This window comes from Treponema primitia (genome assembly GCF_046533075.1).
In the GTDB taxonomy this organism is placed as follows: Bacteria; Spirochaetota; Spirochaetia; order Treponematales; family Breznakiellaceae; genus Termitinema; species Termitinema primitia_B.
This window is the reverse complement of sequence record NZ_JAJQRB010000061.1, coordinates 1-20150: the sequence shown is the minus strand read 5'-3', so window position 1 is coordinate 20150 and position 20150 is coordinate 1. Positions and strand designations below refer to the sequence as shown.

Annotated in this window: 21 protein-coding genes; 7 read left to right on the top strand and 14 right to left on the bottom strand. The window is 50.5% G+C overall.

The window, feature by feature from the left end:
* Positions 1-4 precede the first annotated feature (4 nt).
* Positions 5-1030 carry a LacI family DNA-binding transcriptional regulator gene (locus tag LQZ19_RS12930; protein WP_411048089.1) on the bottom strand — a complete coding sequence of 342 codons (1026 nt, stop codon included), beginning with the start codon at positions 1028-1030 and terminating at the stop codon, positions 5-7.
* Positions 1031-1320: 290 nt separating this feature from the next.
* Here LQZ19_RS12930 and LQZ19_RS12925 point away from each other — a divergent pair, with 290 nt between their 5' ends.
* The 3 genes from LQZ19_RS12925 to LQZ19_RS12915 all read left to right on the top strand — a co-directional run bounded on the left by LQZ19_RS12925 (position 1321) and on the right by LQZ19_RS12915 (position 4529).
* The gene (locus LQZ19_RS12925) at positions 1321-2340 is read left to right on the top strand and encodes an RluA family pseudouridine synthase (RefSeq protein WP_411048088.1); all 1020 of its coding nucleotides are present in this window, start codon (positions 1321-1323) and stop codon (positions 2338-2340) included.
* 238 nt (positions 2341-2578) lie between these two features.
* Entirely contained in the window at positions 2579-2974 is a 396-nt protein-coding gene (locus LQZ19_RS12920) for a hypothetical protein (protein WP_411048087.1), read from the top strand.
* Positions 2967-4529, top strand: a complete 1563-nt coding sequence (locus LQZ19_RS12915) for a LeuA family protein (protein ID WP_411048086.1) — start codon at positions 2967-2969, stop codon at positions 4527-4529. The genes LQZ19_RS12920 and LQZ19_RS12915 overlap by 8 nt, the downstream gene beginning before the upstream one ends.
* A gap of 22 nt (positions 4530-4551) precedes the next feature.
* Here LQZ19_RS12915 and LQZ19_RS12910 read toward each other — a convergent pair whose 3' ends face one another.
* From LQZ19_RS12910 to nifH, 9 genes are read right to left on the bottom strand one after another with little or no spacing between them, the layout of a single operon-like run.
* Positions 4552-4860, bottom strand: coding sequence for a (2Fe-2S) ferredoxin domain-containing protein (locus tag LQZ19_RS12910; protein ID WP_411048085.1), 309 nt, complete (start codon positions 4858-4860; stop codon positions 4552-4554).
* 22 nt (positions 4861-4882) lie between these two features.
* Entirely contained in the window at positions 4883-6166 is a 1284-nt protein-coding gene (locus LQZ19_RS12905) for a radical SAM protein (protein ID WP_411048084.1), read from the bottom strand.
* Complete coding sequence (locus LQZ19_RS12900; protein WP_411048083.1) at positions 6163-7599, bottom strand: nitrogenase component 1; 1437 nt, start codon at positions 7597-7599, stop codon at positions 6163-6165. The genes LQZ19_RS12905 and LQZ19_RS12900 overlap by 4 nt, the downstream gene beginning before the upstream one ends.
* Positions 7596-8981 (bottom strand): nitrogenase iron-molybdenum cofactor biosynthesis protein NifE, encoded by a 1386-nt coding sequence (nifE, locus tag LQZ19_RS12895; RefSeq protein ID WP_411048082.1) that lies wholly within the window; start codon positions 8979-8981, stop codon positions 7596-7598. Before nifE ends, LQZ19_RS12900 begins: the two co-directional genes overlap by 4 nt.
* 21 nt (positions 8982-9002) lie before the next feature.
* Complete coding sequence (gene nifK / locus LQZ19_RS12890; RefSeq protein WP_411048081.1) at positions 9003-10379, bottom strand: nitrogenase molybdenum-iron protein subunit beta; 1377 nt, start codon at positions 10377-10379, stop codon at positions 9003-9005.
* A gap of 12 nt (positions 10380-10391) precedes the next feature.
* A complete protein-coding gene (locus LQZ19_RS12885) occupies positions 10392-12032 on the bottom strand; it encodes a nitrogenase component I subunit alpha (protein ID WP_411048080.1) in 1641 nt (546 codons plus the stop codon).
* Between the two features lie 14 nt (positions 12033-12046).
* Positions 12047-12427: a P-II family nitrogen regulator gene (locus LQZ19_RS12880; protein ID WP_411048079.1), complete on the bottom strand. Its 381-nt coding sequence runs from the start codon at positions 12425-12427 to the stop codon at positions 12047-12049.
* Positions 12424-12798: a P-II family nitrogen regulator gene (locus LQZ19_RS12875; protein ID WP_411048078.1), complete on the bottom strand. Its 375-nt coding sequence runs from the start codon at positions 12796-12798 to the stop codon at positions 12424-12426. Before LQZ19_RS12875 ends, LQZ19_RS12880 begins: the two co-directional genes overlap by 4 nt.
* Before the next feature lie 25 nt (positions 12799-12823).
* Positions 12824-13648, bottom strand: a complete 825-nt coding sequence (nifH, locus tag LQZ19_RS12870; RefSeq protein WP_411048117.1) for a nitrogenase iron protein — start codon at positions 13646-13648, stop codon at positions 12824-12826.
* A gap of 345 nt (positions 13649-13993) precedes the next feature.
* Here nifH and LQZ19_RS12865 point away from each other — a divergent pair, with 345 nt between their 5' ends.
* The 3 genes from LQZ19_RS12865 (at position 13994) to LQZ19_RS12855 (ending at position 16920) form a co-directional block, all read left to right on the top strand.
* A complete protein-coding gene (locus tag LQZ19_RS12865; protein WP_411048077.1) occupies positions 13994-15565 on the top strand; it encodes a sigma 54-interacting transcriptional regulator in 1572 nt (523 codons plus the stop codon).
* On the top strand, positions 15552-15806 hold the full coding sequence (locus tag LQZ19_RS12860) for a Nif11-like leader peptide family natural product precursor (RefSeq protein WP_411048076.1): 255 nt from the start codon (positions 15552-15554) through the stop codon (positions 15804-15806). Before LQZ19_RS12865 ends, LQZ19_RS12860 begins: the two co-directional genes overlap by 14 nt.
* Before the next feature lie 115 nt (positions 15807-15921).
* Entirely contained in the window at positions 15922-16920 is a 999-nt protein-coding gene (locus tag LQZ19_RS12855; RefSeq protein WP_411048075.1) for a substrate-binding domain-containing protein, read from the top strand.
* 101 nt (positions 16921-17021) lie between these two features.
* Here the strand turns inward: LQZ19_RS12855 and LQZ19_RS12850 are convergent, their stop codons facing one another.
* From LQZ19_RS12850 to LQZ19_RS12835, 4 genes are read right to left on the bottom strand one after another with little or no spacing between them, the layout of a single operon-like run.
* Complete coding sequence (locus tag LQZ19_RS12850; RefSeq protein WP_411048074.1) at positions 17022-18404, bottom strand: RNA-binding domain-containing protein; 1383 nt, start codon at positions 18402-18404, stop codon at positions 17022-17024.
* Positions 18397-18729, bottom strand: a complete 333-nt coding sequence (locus LQZ19_RS12845) for a nucleotidyltransferase domain-containing protein (RefSeq protein WP_411048073.1) — start codon at positions 18727-18729, stop codon at positions 18397-18399. The genes LQZ19_RS12850 and LQZ19_RS12845 overlap by 8 nt, the downstream gene beginning before the upstream one ends.
* The gene (locus LQZ19_RS12840; RefSeq protein ID WP_411048072.1) at positions 18722-18859 is read right to left on the bottom strand and encodes a hypothetical protein; all 138 of its coding nucleotides are present in this window, start codon (positions 18857-18859) and stop codon (positions 18722-18724) included. The genes LQZ19_RS12845 and LQZ19_RS12840 overlap by 8 nt, the downstream gene beginning before the upstream one ends.
* Entirely contained in the window at positions 18852-19187 is a 336-nt protein-coding gene (locus tag LQZ19_RS12835; RefSeq protein ID WP_411048071.1) for a nucleotidyltransferase family protein, read from the bottom strand. The genes LQZ19_RS12840 and LQZ19_RS12835 overlap by 8 nt, the downstream gene beginning before the upstream one ends.
* A gap of 245 nt (positions 19188-19432) precedes the next feature.
* Here LQZ19_RS12835 and LQZ19_RS12830 point away from each other — a divergent pair, with 245 nt between their 5' ends.
* Positions 19433-20032 carry a master DNA invertase Mpi family serine-type recombinase gene (locus tag LQZ19_RS12830; protein WP_411048070.1) on the top strand — a complete coding sequence of 200 codons (600 nt, stop codon included), beginning with the start codon at positions 19433-19435 and terminating at the stop codon, positions 20030-20032.
* The last annotated feature ends 118 nt before the right edge of the window (positions 20033-20150 follow it).

The window sequence follows — 20150 nt, the reverse complement described above, 5'->3', positions numbered from 1 at the left end:
TTGTCTATAAAGGGATGTTTTCTTTTATGTACATATCCAGGGGGATTTCGACCTTTTGGGGTATCTGTTGTTCCAATACGATATGCCGGTACAGGTTCAGCAACGCCTCCCGGCCCTGATATTCGGGGTGTTGGGAGATGATGGCGTCGATCCAGCCTTCACGCAGGGACAAATGGTTATTGGGAACAAGATCATATCCGATGAGCAAAAAATCCCTCGGTTTTTTACGTTCCTTTGCGGCCTGGGCAACCCGGTGGGCCATACTATTGGTTATAAAGATACCCGTCAGTTCCGAGTTTTCCCGAAGAAAACGGCTGATTTCCTCCACCGAAATTTCGGTCCCCATATAACCGGAATATTCCTTCACCAGGGTGGGAAACCCGTGTTCCCCGGCGTATCGTAAAAAACCATCCGTCCGCTGGATAATATGATAATCCTCTCCATGGAGATCCAGAACCGCCACAGGCTTAGTGATCTTCCCGGCAAAAAGATGCATCAGCCTGCCCGCAAGATAGCCCCCGCGCAGGGAGTCCTGTCCGATAGTACAGAGAGGGTCCGTACCGGGCAGCTTTGCGTCAACGAATATACAGGGTATACCTGCCTGCTGCATTTCCTTGACAAACGGACCGGCCCGGTCGGGCATGATGGGCGAAAAGATGAACCCATCGGGCTTCTTTTCCAGAATGGCGGCGGCGGCGGCCTGAAATTTTTCCTGACTATATCGGTCAAACTCGATGATTTCCATTTCCACCCCCAGGGGGGCAATCTCAATGGCGGCTTCCTCAATTCCTGACAGGATCTGGCTCCAATAGCCCGCATCCTGGTCCCGCTGCGGCAAAAGTGCACAAAAATGGTAAGCCCGGTTTCGCTTGAGCCGCCTTGCTATGGGGTTAGGGGTAAACTGGTACCGCTCTATAATTGTCTCAATCTTGGCCTTTGTTTCCGCCGACACCCGGCCCCGCTTGTAAAGCACCCGGTCAACGGTCCCGATTGAGACCCCTGCAAGTTCGGCAATTTCCTTGACGGTCATGATTTTCCTTTGCGTGTACGATATCCTATTTTGTATTAAAAGGGTTCCCTTTGTCAAATAGGGAAGTACGAACCGGGATTTGAAGATTTTTAACCGCAAAGGCGCGCAAAGGCGAAGAGGGAAGGAGAAAAGAGGTTTTTTCCTTTTTCGACTTTTTCGACTTTGCGGTAGAAATTCCTTCAAAAATAGCATTTTTAAAGGAATTTGGGTTATCAAAAAGTAAATGTAGGAAAACTGACCGGGATCCTGGGGCTCCTGGATATTATCACCGGAAGACGGTATGCTTCTTCATGACCCAGTTCTTGACCCTTACCGCTGCCGCCGACGATGATGGCCGCCGTTTAGACCGGATACTGCGTAAAGCCCTGCCGGATATACCCCTCTCCGCCATCCACAGCCTTTTACGGAAGCGCCGTATTCTGGTAGACGGCGTCCCGGGTAAGCCCGCCGACCGGGTACGGACCGGCGCGGCGATACGGGTCCCGATTATCCCGCCCGATACCGGCGCTAATACCGCCCCGGTCAAGGCTGAGACCACTACCCCGGCGAAAAAACCGCCGGACCTGGAGGTACTCCGGGAAGCTGCGGGGCTCCTGGTCCTGAACAAGCCGGCGGGACTGACGGTTCACGGTCCGGATAGCCTGGAGGAAGCGGTACAGGCCTATCTTGCGGGAAAAATCTCCCCTTCCCTTTCCTTTACGCCCGGCCCCCTTCACCGCCTGGACAGACCCACCAGCGGGATCATTGTCTTTTCCACAAGTATTGAGGGCGCGCGGAATTTCAGCGCCCTGCTGCGGGAACGGCGTATCAGTAAAACCTACTTAGCCCTGCTTGACGGTCTACTGGACCGGGATGAAACCTGGGAGGATACCCTGATACGGGACCGTGAACTGGGAAAGAGTTTTACTGCGCGGGAAACTTCGTTGCAAAATGCGCAGAAAACTCCGTTGCAAAATGCGTCCGCCGGTCATAGGGACGCCGAAACCGGGGAAGACGGATTCAAAGACGCCCGGACACGGGTATATCCCCTGACCCAATCGACAATGGCCAAGACCACCCTGGCAAGACTGGAAATAGATACCGGACGGACCCACCAGATCCGCGCCCAAGCCGCAGCCCACGGCCACCCCCTGGCGGGGGATCGCAAGTACGGAGGCAGCGGCCAACAAGCTGGGTTTCTTCTCCACGCCTGGACCCTGGACCTCCCCGAACAAAGTTTTCCTGAAATGCCCCCGCATCTGGAAGCGCCTTTGCCGAAAAATTTCCAAAGGCGGATACAGGAGCTATTCGGAGATCTTAAACTGATGTAGAAAATGAAAATTCGCGGAGCAAGCTCCAATATCCCCCGATTGAAAAAAATATGTAATGATTCTATTTTTGTTTTTTAGCTTATTAGATATTTCAAGTACATTTCTTGGATTATCTTCTGCGATATATGAAATGATTTTATCAAAATCGTTTTCAGCAGTTTTAGTTATATTAACAAAATATTCCTACGATGACTGAGCATGAATTGACAAAATAGGATAGAATCGGTAGAATCATTTTATGAAAGAACAAAAACAGGACTGGAAACAATTTTTTGAGGACGGGCAGGGGTTTCACCGGACGGTACTGAGCGGTTTAAAGCGGCCGGAGGTCTTTACTCCCGTGTTGATACAGAACATAGCCGCCATGGGAATTGAGAAGTACTTTATGGCCATCTTTACCCACCGGGGGTTGCTGCCGCAGAACCATACTATGCTCGATTTTGTGGAAGAATCGCGGGCCTTTATAATCTTGCCGCCCGATCTGGAAAAATCCCTTCTATACTTTGATTCCCTTCAGTCAATATGTTCAATATACGATTTTACTATTATTAAACCTGAGCTGGATGATGTGCCCCGGTTTGTGGACGCCATCGACCGGGTTGCACAGATGGCGGGACAGGAACTTGGTGAATAGTCCCGCCAAACCATTCCGGCGGATCACCGTTTTCGATACCACCCTGCGGGAGGGGGATCAGGCGGCGGGCTTTGCCTTTACACCGGCACATAAACTGAACATGGCCCGGGCTTTGGCGGCGGCCGGCGTTGATATCATCGAAACCGGGTTTCCCCTTTCAAACCAGTCAGATTTTGCGGTATGCCGCCAAGCCGCCTGTGAGCTGGCGGGCCGTACCGCAGTAATGTGCCGCTGTATTCCGGAGGAGATCCGAAGGAGTGCAGAGGTTTTTGCGGGAGGCGTCCCCGGAGTATTGCACCTTTCCCTGCCGGTCAGTAATATTCATATCACCGCAAAACTACAAAAAACGGAAACAGAAATTCTCGCCATGGTCCGGGAAACGGTATCCTTCGCGGCCGGCCTGGTTTCCCGGGTGGAGATGGGCGCCGAAGACGCAAGCCGCGCCGACCGGACTTTCCTGCGGGAATACTGCGAAACTGCCCTGGATGCGGGTGCGCATATCATCAACATTGCCGACACCCTTGGCCTTTTCGCCCCCGAAGAAATCCGGGACTTGATACTTTTTCTGCACAAAAAAATCCCCCGGCTGAACTCCGACGCTACTGGCAGCGGGCCAATCCTCAGTGTCCACTGCCACAACGACCTTGGCCTTGCCTGTGCCAATACCCTGGCGGCCCTTGAAGCGGGCTGCGGTCAGGCAGAGGTATCGGTTATGGGTTTGGGGGAACGTGCGGGAAACGCCGCCCTGGAAGAACTGGCTGCCAACCTGGCCGCCAGACCGGAACTGCATCGAACTACCACAGGAATACTGCCTGAAAAACTGGGCGCACTGATACGGCTTAGTTCGGAAGCAATGGGGTCAGGTCTTTCCCCCATGAAGCCCCTGTGCGGCTGGAATACCCGTGCCCACGGTTCCGGCATACATCAGCAGGGCCTTATGAAAAACGCCGAAACCTATTCCCCTGCGCTTTTGGAACGCTGGAGCGCCGTGCCGGAACGGATCGTATTATCCCGTCATTCAGGTCAGTCCGGGGTGGCGCTTTTAGCGCGGCGATTCTGCGCTTTGGAGCTTGATGACACAGTCCTGGCCCGGATCTGTGCCCATCTCAAGGATGAAGCCTTTAGCGGGACCCTGGGCATTACAGAATTTTTATGCCTGATCTCCGATATGAAACTACTGCCGCCGGATGTACCGAAGCCTTTGGTATGCCGGGCTTTTTCAGAAACCCTTACCGATGACGGTACGGCGTCACGGGTACGGATCAACGCGGCTGTGGCGGCCTATGGCAGCCGCGAACCGGAGCAGGAACTTACCGGAGAAGGAGCAACCGCGGCGGAGGCAACGTTGGCAACGCTGCGTAGTATCCATGCGGACAGCCTCGGTTTTCGGCAAACCGTCCTGAACGGATACGGGGACCGGGTACATCTTTATACGGAGATCACCACTACCGGGACTGCCGGAGAAGAAAAACTCTATGCAATAGAGCGGACCGGAACCTCACCCGCCCTGCTGTTGATCCGGTGCTGCCTTGACGTAATTAACGCAAATCGATAGGTGTATGCCCCCCGCCCGTATATCAGGCGATCACATGCTCCGCTGAAGGTTTTCCGCTTTCGATGGAGTCGATCACCGCGTCGATAGCCTCCTCGCTGTCAATGTGGCCGAACCACCAGTTTTCAGGATAAACTATCAGGGCGGGCCCCCGATCGCAGACCTTGAGGCAGCCGGTGCTGGAGACACTGACATCCGCCATGCCCCGGTCGGCCAATTCTTCCTCCAGGTACTGCATGAGCTGCATGGAACCACCTTTGTTACAAACCCCCTGGGGGGTCCCGTTGGCCCGGAAGGACCCGCACACAAAAACATGATGCTTAGGTTTCGTCATTTTTCTTCCTCCATATTCTAATCTACGCGCCGCAACCCTGGCCTTTGTTGCCGCAGGAAGTTCCTGCGCCGCAAAGTCCTGGGCTTAGGGTAAATATTTTCGGTATCTCTTTTCCTTCAAGCAGGGGCCGCGCAATATCGGCAATAAGCCCTTCACCGGCGATAACGGCAAGACCATTTTTTTCCAATATCCGTTTTGGGTTTTCACCGCAATTGCTCACCAGTATCGCTGCGCAGTCTTCAAGGCTAGCAGCCAATGCCTCCCAACGCTTGTCTCCACCGCCGGGCGCCGGGGTGGGACGCTGCCCCTTGAGGACCAGGCAGTTGTTTTCCAGGGCGAAGATAAACAGATGGGTTGCCTCCCCCAGATGGCGGTTCACAAAGAGGCCTTCCATGGAACCCACCGCTACGTAGGGTCGTTCCGCCGTAGGACGTAGTATCTTCGCATCCTTTAACAATTTTTCTATTTCCACTGAATTGCTATCCCCCAGGCAACCTGCGGCATCGGCCCGGCAGCGGGCGCAGTGGGACATCTGCTCGATATATTTCCCCGCTTCAAGCCGGACAGCGGCCATTGATTCCGCCGTAGGAACGGGAAGATTTTCAAAGGCCGTTTCTTCAACGTGCATCATGGGGATACAGTTCTGCACATCCGCACCCAGAGCGGCCGTATAGGCGGCCACTTCGGCAGCATGTTTATCGTTGATGCCGGGGATTATCACGGTGTTGATCTTTACGATGATGCCAAGGGACTTAAGAACCTTGATAGCCGCGCTCTGCTGCTGGAACAGGAGATCCGCGCCGGTAATGCCGCGGTAGACATGGGGGCCGAAACGGACCCAGGGATAGATCTTCGCGCCGATGGCGGGATCGACGGCGTTCATGGTGATAGTTACATGGGAGATATTGAGAGTAGCCAGGCGATCCCCGTAATCGGCAAGGGCCAGTCCGTTTGTGGCAAGGCAGAGAATCTTATCCGGATAGTTTTTCTGTACCAGTTCCATGGTAGCCAGGGTTTCCCCGGGATTGGCGAATGGGTCCCCCGGACCTGCTATACCGATGACAGAAATATTGTCTACGATCTTCAGTACCGATTTGAGATAGTCAAGAGCCTGAAACGGAGAGAGGATAGCGCTGGTCACACCGGGCCGGCTTTCGTTAACGCAGTTGTACTTGCGGTTACAAAAGTTGCATTGGATATTACACTTTGCCGCCACCGGTAAATGAATCCGTCCGGTACTGTGCCGCGCTTCACTGCTGAAGCAGGGATGCTGCATCAGCTTACGATGGTTTTGGTTGTCTGTCATAGGTATGTATACCCCTTGTCAAATTGATTCTGCTTAGCCTCCATCAGGGAGTTGCAGATAAGGTCAAAGAGGTTCAGGGTTCCCCGGTAACCCAGGTGGAGGATACGCTGTCCGCCGATCCGGTCGTGGATCGGGAAACCGCAGCGCACCAGGGGTATCCCCAGTTCACGGGAAAGGTAGAGCCCCTTGCTGTGACCCATAATAAAATCCGGTTCCAAATCCTTTGCTTTTTCCAGCATGGTTACAAAATCCGCATCGTCCATTATTTCAATTTTCTGCCGTGTGTTTCGCAGACTGTTATTGATCCGCTCCCGGAGATTCGCGCTGCCCGCCGGTTTACCCTTAGGGGTAGTTGATTCGGCGCCGGTTGCGGCAATCACCGGGATGACCCCGATCTCATCAAGGAACGAGACAAGCCCCACAACAAAATCTTCTTCACCATAGATAAGCGCCCGCTTGCCGTTCACGTACTTGTGACCGTCGATGTAGGCGTCGATTAATCGCTGCCGCTGTTTAGTCCAGTTATCGGGAATCTCCTCTCCGGTAATTTCCGATAGGACAGCAAAAAAAGCATCACTGTTTTCGATACCGATGGGCAATTCCACCTGATGCAGGGGCACGGCGCAGAAATCCTCCAGCCACTTTCCCGCATCATTTTTGCCCGGGGCTATGCCCAGGTACACCGTTCCTGCGGCCTCCCCCATCGATCTTATGTCTTTCAATGTGGTTCCGCCCGCGGGAAGCTTCTGATACGTTTCCCAGGAGCCGCCGTCCAGACTTTCCGAATAATCGGGAATCAGCGTATAAGGAATTCGGAATGATTGGAGGATACTATGAAGTTCCCTGATGTCTTCCGCAGAGACAAAGCCTGAAATCAGATTTATTCTCCCTTCTTCATCTTTTTCAATTTCCTTCCCCGGCTTAACCAGCGTGGAAACCGCCGCATAAATAGCCTCGTGGAAGCCATCCATATGGGTACCCCGGTAGCTTGGGGTAGATGCGTAAAAAATAACCGGATTCAAGCCGGCGTTGTTCCGCAGCCCCTTTGCCCGTTCCGCCTCGTACTGCTTAAGGTACATCGGGACATTCTCCCCGATGGTTTCCGAAAGACAGGTGGAGGTAATGCCTATAGCGGCGGGCTTGTATGAACGGCTTACATTGTCCAGCGCAGTAAAGAGGTTCTCCCTGCCGCCGAAGATTGCCGTGGCTTCTACAAAATTTGATGAAGCAATATCAATGGGCTCCCGGAAGTGGCTGATCCCGTAACGGCGTATGTAGGTAGAACATCCCTGGGATCCATGGATCAGGGGAATACAGTCTTCAATGCCGCGCATAACCAGACAGGCGCCCAAGGGGGAACAGAGCTTACAGGCATTTCGGGTTGAAGTAAATGAGGAAGAAGTGAGGGGTGAGGAATGAGGAGTTGTGGTCATGAGGGGAATTCCTGTGCGGCTTTAGCCGCCGTGTCTTTAACCGCCTTGATTCGGGCGGGTGAGTATTTCCACACCGGGCTCGTTACTGTGGAGTGTACTTCTTTGGCGAAGTTTAGCATCCCTGCGTAACCTGCAAGGGCTTCCTTCCGTTCGTGGTTGTGGTCGCAAAAACCGATACCCATCTTGTACGCGATAGGCCGTTCCTTGACACCGCCGATTAGGAGGTCCGCGCCTTTCTCAAGAATAAATCCCGAAAGTTCCAGGGGATTGGTATCATCCAGGATGATGGTTCCCTCATTGGTAATTTCCTTGAGGTATTCGTAATCCTCCGGTGAGCCGGTCTGAGAGCCTACAACTACGGTTTCCATTCCCAGATGGCGCAGGGCTTTTACCATGGAGAAGGCCTTAAATGATCCGCCCACATAGATACCGGCTTTTTTACCCTCAAGATCCTTACGGTATTGGGTAAGATTGGGGAGTAAAGCGGATACCTCTTCCTTTACCAGTTCTTCGGTGTTTCGTTGGATTTTTTCATTTTTGAAAAAATCAGAAACATCATAAAGAGCCTTGGTCATATCTTCAATACCAAAATAGGACACCCGAATAAAGGGTATGCCATATTTTTCCTGCATCATCTTGGCGAGATACGTCATGGAACCTGAACACTGGACCACGTTGAGTTTTGCCCGGTGGGCCTTGGCAAGTTCCCCTACCCGTCCGTCACCGGTTAAACAGGCGGTCACTTCTACTCCCATGCGCCGGTAGTAATCCTTTATGATCCATGTTTCCCCAGCGAGGTTGAATTCACCAAGAATATTAATACTGTATTCAGAAACGGGTGTAATATCGTCCTTGCCGATCAATTTATAGGCCGCTTCGCAGGCCGCCTTATAACCATCCTTCTTTGTTCCCCTGAACCCTTCGGAGTGGACCGGAATAACCTGAATACCCTGTTCCTTCTGCACCTTAACGCACACCGCTTCCACATCGTCACCGATAAGACCGATGATGCAGGTACAGTACACAAAAGCTGCTTTGGGCTGATAGGTTTGAATCAGCTCCGTAAGAGCGGCGTAGAGTTTTTTCTCTCCGCCATAGATCACATCGTTTTCCCGCAGGTCCGTAGAAAAACTTAAACGGTGAAGTTCCGGACCGCTGGAAAGACTGCCCCGTAATTCCCAGGTATAGGCGGCGCAGCCGATGGGGCCGTGGATAAGGTGCAGGGCGTCCGCAATGGGATAGAGTACCACCCGCGAACCGCAGAAGACGCAGGCCCGTTGGCTCACCGAGCCTGCGGTACTGGCCTTCTCGCACTCCAGGGCGTAGGCGTCCTTACCCTTTTCGAGAACCTGTTGTTTTCGTGCATCCAGAACTTCTACCATAACAATTAACCTTTTAAAGTCTCACATTACCAGTTCAAACTTTTCTTCCGGCGCGTCCCGGTCCTGACGATCCATGATGATATCCAGTACCTTGAGGAGCAGGTGCATACCGCCCCGGTAACCGGTGATGGGTATGTATGAATGGCCAATACGGTCGTATATGGGAAAGGCTGTCCTAATCAGGGGGATATCCATGTCCCGGGCGATGTACTTGCAGTAGGTGTTCCCAAAGAGCAGGTCCGGCTTATTGTTCTGCAACAACTGGTGCAGATAGAAAAGATCTGCCTGGGCGCCTGCTTTAACGGTAGTCCCCTCGCCTGCCAGCTCCCGTACCCGCCGTTCCCACTTGGCTCCTGCGGGAGTTCCGGTAACCACATGGAGTACCTGCATTCCCGCGTCTTTGCAGAACTGGACCAAGCCGTAGAGGGTGTCCGGGTCGCCCATGAGGGAAACTTTTTTTCCGTACACGTACTGGGCTTTATCACAAAGCACATCCACCAGCTGCCCCCGTTCGGTTTGGAGGCTTTCAGGAACCGTCACCCCGGAACTCCTCCGCAGAAGATCTACAAAGGTATCGGTGGCGCTGATGCCGATGGGCAGATCAATGCTATCGGTCTTGACCTTGCACTTGGTGTCCAGAAGCTGCGCCGCCTGGAGAGTTCCTACCCGGCCCAGGGCCAGAGCGTACCTGGAATCCCCGGATTGCTGGATCTTTTCCTTGGGGGTTCCTCCCTTAGGATACATGTGGAACTTGCCGTCCATGGGAGCGTTCACCACACCGCTGGTATCGGGGTACATGATGTACTCTATTCCCATTTCCTCGGCGATGTGCTTAATCTCCGTCATGTCGCTTGGTTCGATAAATGAAGGCAGCAGGGTGATGGCGTTGTTTTTCTTCCCCGTGTTCTTGGCAAAGTTTTGTACCATGGCGCTGAGCATATTAGCGTAGCCCGTCACATGGGAACCCTTGAAGCTGGGGGTGCTGGCATAAATCACCGTCTTTCCGTGGGGAATCTTGTTATCCGCAAGCGCCCGGTTGATGATCTGGGTAAGATCATCGCCGATAACCTCCGAAAGGCAGGTAGTGTTCACCGCAATAATGTCGGGGTTGTACAGGGCAAATATGTTGGTGATTGATTCCATCAAATTCGACTGACCGCCAAACACCGAAGCTCCTTCGGTAAAGGATGAGGTACTTCCCATGATAGGCTCGGTGTAGTGCCGGGTTAGGGCGCTGCGGTGATAGGCGCAGCATCCCTGCGATCCATGGCTGTGGGGCAGACACTTATGAATCCCCAGAGCGGCGTACATGGCCCCCACGGGCTGGCAGGTCTTCGCCGGATTTATGGTGAGCGCGTGACGCTCGGCAACTTCTTTTGGCGTATGCCTCAGTAACATGTTTTCTCTCCCTTATTCATTAACGCTGTAGGTGGCGGAAAGCTCAGGGCTCTCGTCCCAGGGGGCTTTCGTAAATTTGAAGGCATTGCAGTTGAGGAGCCGGTCTATTTCCTTATAGAAATTGATCGCCCCCTTATAACCCGCAAAGGGTCCCATATAATCGTAACTGTGGAGCTGCTTCATGGGGATGCCCCGCTTCTGGACCACATATTTTTCCTTGACACCGGCGCAAACCAGATCAGGATGATACCTGTCCAGCAGTTCTTCAAGCTCGTAGTGGTTACAGTCGTCGATGATCAGGGTTGAAGCGGGCATATCCGGCATCATGCCGTTATAGTCGCTAAAGGCAAATCCTTCCGCTTCACGCTTTGCCTTTTCTTCGGGACTGATCCGGGGCTTGAATCGCTTCTCGTCGGCTTCAACGTGGAGTTCCTCAATGTTCCGGGAATCGGCGTCCACGACAATCGACGGCATAACCTTCCGGCCTTCATAGTCGTCCCGGTGAGCGAACTCGTAACCGGCGCTGATGATGTCTATCCCAATCTCCTTGAGCAGTTCCTGGTAGTGATGAGCCCTTGATCCGCCGACATAGAGTACCGCCGTCTTTCCTTCGCACCGGGACTTTACGTCCAACCGTATTTTTTCCACTTCTTCCACTTCGCGGGCGATCACTTCTTCCGTCTGCTTGAGTAAGGCCTCATCCTGGTAGAACTGTGCGATCTTCCGCAGTGATTTTGAAGTCGCTTCCACTCCCACAAAGTTTACCTTAAACCAGGGGATACCGTATTTTACATCCATCATTTCCGCAAGGTAGTTGATGGACCTATGGCACATAACCACGTTGAGGTCCACATTGTGGGCGGAGGAGAATTCCTGGTAGGTGGAATTCCCGCTGAAAGTTGAATGAAGGGTAAGACCGCAGTCCTTAACGATCCGTTCAATCTCAAATGCGTCACCGCCGATGTTGTATTCCCCCAGAATGTTGAACTTAAATTTCCCCGGCTTAGAAAAACTATCATCCAGGCCTACCACATCCGTAAAGACCTTGTTGTTCGCCACATGGTGACCGGCAGACTGGCTGACCCCCTTGTAGCCTTCGCAGGAAAACCCGAAGATATTGATGTCCGGGTACTTTTCCTCCATAGCCCGTGCCACGGCGTGTACATCGTCACCGATAAGTCCCACCGGGCAGGTGGCAAAAATACCGATTGCCTTTGGATGGAACAACGCCACCGCTTCATCAATGGCGGCCTTTAATTTTTTTTCACCACCAAAGATGACCTCATCTTCCTGCAGGTCTGTAGACATGGCGTAGGTCATGTAGTTCACGTCCGCATCAGTTTCAGGCTTGGTTTGGTTCCGCCGGGTAAGCCAGCTATAAAATCCGCAGCCGATGGGACCGTGGGTGATTTGGAGGATGTCCCGGGTGGGTCCCAACACCACACCCTTACAGCCCGCATAGGCGCAGCCCCGCATGGTGATGATCCCCGGAATTGTCCGGGTGTTCGCCATAATCTGGGGTACTTCATCTTCATTTTCTATCTTATTGATAATTATCTGCTTTGCCCGCTTCTTCGCAATCTTTGGAGGATAGACTTCAAGGACTTCATTCTTGAATTCCTCCGCGGTGGGCAGCTCTCTTGCTGTTGACATATACGCTCCTTAACCTATAGGTCCAAAATATCGTCACCGGATTCTCCGGTGCGGACCCGCCAGGTTTCCTCCACGGGCATGACGAAAATTTTTCCATCCCCGCTCCTGCCGGTCTTGTTGATACCAATGATCGTATTAACCACGGTCTTCACCAGTTTGTCAGGTACGATAACATTTATCATCCGTTTGGGAATAATCCGGCCCACAATACCCAGTTCATCAATCATACTTTCGTACTGTTCTTCACCGCCCCCCAGGTAGTGAGGAAGTTCCACCGTACCCTTACCCCGGCCCAGGCATTCCTTGGCGTAAAAGGAACTTATCCCCGCATCCACCAAAGCAAGTTTGGTTTTGTTCATCATGTTCATCCTGATGATAGCCATTACTTCCTTCACGGTGTTTCCTCCACGGGAATCTTCGCCGCCGGCCCTACCCCACTATCCCCAGCATCCTTAAGACCGGAACTTACGGTATATACTTCATCTACGGGGGAAACGAAAATTTTCCCGTCACCAAAGGAACCTTTGCCCGTTTTCGCAACCTCAATTATTTTTTTGACCACAAATTCCTTGTCACTTTCTTTTACCACCATAAGCAAAAGCTCTTTTGGAATTTCATCGTAGGTGACATCCCCAATTTTAATTCCCCGCTGTTTACCCCGGCCCACAACATTCATCCGGGTTACCGCCGGAAAACCATCCGCCATCAGGGCGGCCATCACCGCATCCGCTTTCTCAGGACGCACAATCGCTCTCACCATTACCATTTATTTCCTCCTGAATTATTTTTTTTCAATCGGCGATGCCGAACTCCATAAGCAATTTTTCTAAATCCGTAATGTCCAGAGGCTTGGGAATAACAAACCTTTTGTTTTCTTCAATAGATTTTGCCAATTTCCGGTATTCATCGGCCTGACCCACCGTAGGATCAAAGTCGATAACCGTCTTTTTGTTGATCTCCGCCCGTTGGACCATATTGTCCCGGGGTACGAAGTGGATCATATGGGTGCCCAGTTTTTCCGCCAAAGCTATGATCAGTTCGTCTTCCCGGTCGGTCTTGCGGCTGTTACAGATAAGGCCGCCTAAGCGTACTGCTCCTGCTTCGGCAAATTTCATAATACCCTTGCAGATGTTATTAGCTGCGTACATGGCCATCATCTCGCCGGAGCAGACGATGTAGATTTCCTCGGCCTTGCCGTCCCGGATGGGCATGGCAAATCCGCCGCATACAACGTCCCCCAGAACATCGTAAAAAGTATAGTCCAGCTTATAGTCTTCGTGAAAAGCGCCAAGCTGTTCCAGCAGGTTGATCGAAGTGATGATACCCCGGCCCGCGCAGCCTACCCCCGGTTCCGGCCCGCCGGATTCCACGCAGCGGGTTCCCTTAAAGCCCACCTTAACCACATCGTCCAGATCCAGATCTTCGCCCTCGGTCCGCAGGGTGTCCAATACCGTTTTCTGGGCCAGCCCATTCAACAACAGCCGGGTCGAATCGGCCTTAGGATCGCAGCCAACCACCATCATATTCTTTCCCATTTCCGCCAGCGCCGCCACAGTATTCTGGGTGGTTGTAGACTTCCCAATACCGCCTTTCCCGTAGATTGCAATTTTTCTCATTTTTGCCATGCTTCTCTCCCCATTTCAAACTAGCCCGTCCCAATTAGGATATGCTTGCGTATTATCTAGCAAATATCATGCCAAGTATATCGATTAATTAGAAAAATAGTAAAATGATGAAATATTTGATGTAAATAACGCTAAGACAACGTAAAGTTTGCAAAGAAATGTCAAATAACGCATTTTCCGATATTTAAAAAATTATATAACGCTAACAATACTGACAAAATTGTTTACGGATATACGAAAAATGTAGGAAATTCCCCTCTTTTACGGTATGCATAATAATGAATTATTATACAATATATACTTGAATAATTGCATAAATATTGATATTTTACGAATATGTCTACATATACGGAAAATCGGCGCGAACGGGACGGGCTCCTGTTACTCTTTGATATCAGCAAGCTCCTCTCCGAATCGGAGAACGTGGAAACCATCCTGAAGCCCATCCTGGACCGTATCGCCTCAAGCCTCGGCATCATCCGGGGGATGATCACCATACTCAACCGGAATCAGCGCGAAATCGCCACAGCCGAGGCCTGGGGCCTGGAGCTGTCCCAGAAGAACCGAGGCCGCTATGGGCTGGGCGAGGGCATCACCGGAAAGGTTATTGAGACCGGCAACCCGGTGGTGATAAAGCGTATCGCCGATGAGCCCCGGTTCCTGAACCGTACCGGGGCGCGGAACCATGCGGACACGAAAGATATTTCCTATGTATGCGTACCCATTCATAGCGGCGCCGAAGTGATTGGCGCTATCGGGGTGGATCTGCCCCATACACAGGAGAGCCTGGACTATGAAGTTAGTATCCTTACCATCGTGGCGGCCTCCATCAGCCAAATTGTGCGGATACATCAGATGAAGTACGAGGAAATGGAGGCCCTCAAGACGGAGAATACCCGGCTCCACGAAGAGCTGCGTACCCGCTACGACAGGCCAAAGTACGTTATCGGCAATGCAAAAATCATGCGCCTCCTGTACCAGCAGATGGAACAGGTCTGTAATACTAACGCAACAGTATTACTGCTCGGTGAAAGCGGGGTCGGAAAGGAGCGGATTGCACACGCGCTCCACTACGGATCGGGCCGTGCAAACAAGCCCTTTATCAAAGTGAACTGCGCCGCCATTCCGGAAAGCCTGATAGAAAGCAGCCTCTTCGGCCATGAGAAGGGATCTTTTACCGGTGCGGTTGCCCAGCGCAAAGGCTGTTTTGAGCAGGCCGACTGCGGTACTATTTTCCTGGACGAAATCGGCGAACTGCCCCTGCAGGCGCAGACCAAATTCCTCCGGGTTCTTCAGGAACGGGAATTTGAGCGAATTGGCGGCAACCAAACCATCAAGGTAGATATCAGGGTGATAGCCGCCACCAACCGTGATCTATCCCATCTCATTCAGAAAGGAACATTTCGGGAGGATCTCTACTACCGCCTCAGTATATTTCCCCTGGTTGTCCCGCCCTTGAGAGAACGGAAAACAGACATCATGCTCCTTGCGGATCACTTCGTAGAAAAATTCACCGCCGAACACAACAAAAAGATTCACAATATATCATCATCGGCAATCAGTTTGATGTCCGACTATTCCTGGCCGGGCAATGTCAGGGAACTGGAAAACTGCATCGAACGAGCGGTTATCCTTACCACGGATGAAACTATCCACAGTTACCATCTCCCCCCCAGTTTGCAGCAGAAACAAAATGCCCGCACGCCGGATCGGCGTACCCTGAAGGAAGTTATTGAGACGGTGGAGAAAGAACTTGTTGAGGAAGAACTGCGCTACACCAGGGGAAACATTGCCCGTGCCGCAAGTAACCTGGGAATTTCCGAGCGAATCATGGGACTGCGGGCGGTTAAGTACGGGCTTAAGGTGAATCGGAAAACTGCGAAGGATGATGACAATGGCGATGCATAGTGCGATTGAATTTATAGACCGGATCAGGCGGGACAGGTCATTCCGGATAGCGGGCTACTCTGTGAATACGCCGGAACAGTTTTCTGCGTGGATAAAAGCGGCAGGGTATAATTTTACTGCGGGAGAAATAGACGACGCTTTTCGGGTGATACTGCTCAAAGCCGCGGACGAGGAAGCGGCGGAGGAGATTAAGGAAATTCGACAGTGGTATACCCTGCAGGCCCAGGGGATGCGGAGCTAAACCGCATCATAAAGGGATTTTTCCCGCCCGGACCATCAATTCCTCCCCCGTCACCCGGCTGCCGGTCCATTCCGAAAGCGTTGTATTTTTTGCACCGACCATGTATACTCTTTTTATGCAATCTACCCTATTAACCGCCGAAGATGTGGCCCTTCAGCTGCGAATAAAAAAATATACCGTCTACGAACTTATCAAACGGGGAGAACTACCTTCCTCAAAGGTAGGGAAGCAGGTACGGGTCTCCCAAGCGGATTTAAATTCCTATCTGGAGGCCGGCAGGACAGGTCCGCGGACAAAAACGAATGCCGCCGAAGCGGATGATGAAAATTGCCCATGGGATAGGCCCGGTTCGGCGGCCAACGCCGCTGTTTTACGCGGAATGTCAACTGACGGGATGGCAGATGAATCCACTTCCCGCGCATCTATCATCATTTCAGGCCAGGATGCCTGCATCGATCTCCTTTTGGCAAAACTGGCCGGAACCGGGGAAGCCGCCCTCCGCTCCTATATGGGCTGTTACAATAGCCTCTATGCCCTCTACAACGGAAGGATCACCATGGCGGCCGCTCACCTCTGGGATGCTAAAACCGATACCTACAACTACCCTTTTATACACCATCTGCTCCCGGGCTTACCGGTCGGGGTGCTGCGTCTTGTGGGACGTATGCAGGGATTCTATGTAAAGGAAGAAAATCCCCTCAATATAAAAAGCTGGAAGGATCTTGCCAGGCCCGGGATCACCATGATCAACCGCGAGAAGGGCTGCGGCACCCGGATACTGCTGGATCAGAAACTCTCAAGCCTTGGCATTGATCCCCGGAGTATACCGGGTTACACCAGGGAATCAAGCTCTCACCTGGGTTGCGTAGGAATAGTGGCAAAAGGCGGGGCGGATCTGGGCTGCGGCTGCGCAAGGGGCGCAGAGGGCATACACGGCATTGAGTTCATACCCCTTCAGCTGGAATGGTACGATTTTGTATTCCGCCTCTCCGATAAAAACAGTTTTGCGGTAAAAAGCATATTGGACTATGTTAATTCACCGGAATTCAAACAGGATCTTGAAATACTCGGAGGCTACGATACTTCACAAACAGGCGTATACAAAGAATTCTAAGAATGTTGCACGATGCAAAAATCCGGTAGATGGGGAAATTCGATTAATTTAAACAGACCATGACGGAGGGTACCGGGGTAGTTTTTTTGGATGGCATAAAATCATTTCCTCAATACGCCTTTTCTTATACCTTCGTATTCAATTAAAGTTACCCACTGTCCTGTTTTGTCAGAACCCTCGCGCTTGATAATGTTTTTTTCGGTCAATATTTTTATATTGCGTAGAATCGTTCGTCGGCTCACTGCCATTTCAGCTACCATTTTATCAATTGTGATGCCCTTATTTGCGTTTATCAGCAAGAGGATTGATTTTTGGGTTTCGCTTAAATCGGCCTTTACAGTGCCATTTACAGTGCCATTTACAGTGCCATTTGCAGTGCCATCACCCTCATTTCGCTCAAAATCACTTGCATAGGGGAATGTCACCACGATAAAGCTTGGGGTAATTTCGAACACGGAACGGTCATAGGCTTCCAAAATGCGGCGCATTCCCGAGCCCAAGCCTTCGACGAGTTCCACGTCTTTGAACACGCGCATAAGTTCACGGTTGCGGAGCATGGAACGACCGGCAAAAAAGTCCTCCTGCGATAAGCCTTCCACCAGCCCGCCGGTAGAAGTGATGGTCACTCTGTCGGAAAAGAACTCAACGACAGGCCAACCTAAATTGTAGTCGTTATGAACTACGGCGTTTATAAATGCCTCTCTCAGAGCAACCTGATTGATAAGTTTCCGCTCCAATCGATTGCGTGGAGTGATTTTTGCGAAGGTCTTATTCTCGACTGCCAACTTATCAAGGACACGATATATCGATGTTATCAAACAGCGATAGCCGTATTCCTCGTTTTCAATCAGGTCAATTTTATCAGTTCCCGCATATTTCGCGACTTTAATTGACGCGCCGTTGCTGTCTGCCAACAGGTACGCGAGAAGATTATACGAGCTGTCGCCGGTACGCAAGTCAAGATTTTCTTCAAACTGGTCATTCAGCGTTAAACCGAGTTCGTTGTAGTAGATATGAAGCTGCTCAAAGGTCAGCTTTTGCCGCGATACCGGTGTGGTGGCGAGGGAGTTTACCTGCCTGTGCTGGAGCTGCCGCTCAATCATCGCTTCGGTCATCGGCTGGGCAGAGGCGCCTACCCGGATGAAGCAGCCGTCCTCAGTCATTCCGTTCTTGCGGATATAGTAGGGTTTCTGCATTCCGCTGGAAACAACTATGCGGATTATATTTTTGCCGTCCATTTCTTCGGCAACTACATCAAATAATCCCAAAATCTTTGGACGGATATTATTACCGAGCCTATCGGTAATCTTGCGTTGTTCAGCATCTGAATTGGCAAGACCGACAACCGAACCATCATCGTCAACGCCAATGAGTATTTCACCGCCGCCATTGTAATTAAGAAAGGCCACCACGGCCTTTTCGAGCTTATCACCTTTGTCGGCTTCGCGCTTGTATTCAAGGCGGTTGGATTCCAAGTTAGCCATAAATTTTTATCCCTTCGGTCGATACTACCCTTTCGATTGTTGTAATACCAGTGGAGCGATCTAAAAACTTACTCTTTTTACGTACCAGCAAATCTATAGCATGATTTTGTTTCTCGTATATTGCAAGACCTACGGCATCCATAGCTTCCATTTCCCGTATTGGGGTCTCATCTTTTAGGACTACATATAAATCAAGGTCGGAATCCTTATGCGGTATTCCATAGGCATAGGATCCAAAGAGATATATCTGCTCAACCGGGACGGTTTCTGCGATGATTTTGGTGAGAATATCAAGTTCATTTCTAATGGAGTCTATGTTATTCATTTTCCTTTTCGGCCGTCTCAATTTCACCAATAGATACCTTCATTAGGCAAAAGTCGTATACTTGCTTTGCTTTGTCTAAAACCGATTTTGTAATTGGAAACCATTCATTAACAAGTTTAATATCAGCCATACAATAATATACCTTCTTTATTAATTTTTTGTTCAATCGTCGGCTGTGAGCTGTGATATTCAAACCGGTTTTTGTAATTTGCCAGTACATCTATCGGCATTCGCGTGTTAAAATTCATCAAACTTCGATTTATCATTTCCATAGCAATAATCGGTTTCTCAGGAAAATCATCTTTTAGCACTACATAAAAGTCATAATCGCTGTCGGCAGTTGGTGTACCGTAGGCATAGGAACCAAAAAGAAATATTTTCTCACAGTCAACGCTACTGAGGATTATGTCTTTGATTTCAAGTATTTCTTCATTTATTGGCATATCTATTTTTCTCAAGACTTTATCCTTTATGGCGGGCACCAAGTTCTTGCTAAACTTTTACCACTGAAGAGTTATAAAAATTGAGTCCCGCGAATATACTTGCATCCTTAAGATGCGATAATACCATTTTAGTATATTGTGTATAACCACAATATATCATTTCCTTTCCCAGACTAAATATTATTTTATTTCTTAAATATTGTCAACCCACTATGTATCTGTCAACCGAAAATTAGACATATATTTCATTGGAGGTCTTTATGACTTATGGTTATATCCGTGTCAGCACGGACAAGCAAACTGTTGAAAATCAGCGGTTTGAAATTGAACGGTTTTGCTCAAAAAACAAACTGAAAATTGAGCAATGGATCGAGGAGACAATAAGCGGGACAAAAAGTCCTGAAAAGCGGCTTTTAGGACCACTCTTGGCAGAAGTTCAGAAAGACGATCTTATCATTTGTTCCGAGCTCTCCCGGCTTGGACGTAGTCTCTTTATGATTATGTCCATACTTAACCATCTAATGAACATTGGCGTAAGGGTATGGACCATCAAAGATAATTATCGGCTTGGCGATAATATTCAATCAAAAGTTCTGGCCTTTGCCTTTGCTCTTTCTGCGGAAATAGAGCGAGATTTAATATCTCAAAGAACCAAAGAAGCACTTGCCCGAAAAAAAGCAGAAGGGGTTATTTTAGGACGCCCTATCGGCAGTAAATCGCAAATTGTAAAACTCTCCGGACATGAAAAGGATATAGAAGACCTGCTTGATAAGCATATCTCTAAAAGTGCCATTGGAAGAATACTTGGTGTACACCGTATGACTGTTGATGCTTTTATGAAAGAACGGATGGTGAAATAAATTTTTATACCATAGTAACCGAATAATCCCGGTACTTTCAAAAATACCGGGATTATATTAATAGACCGATTATGTTAGACAATCCGGAACATATATTTCATTTCCAGGCGATGGGAAA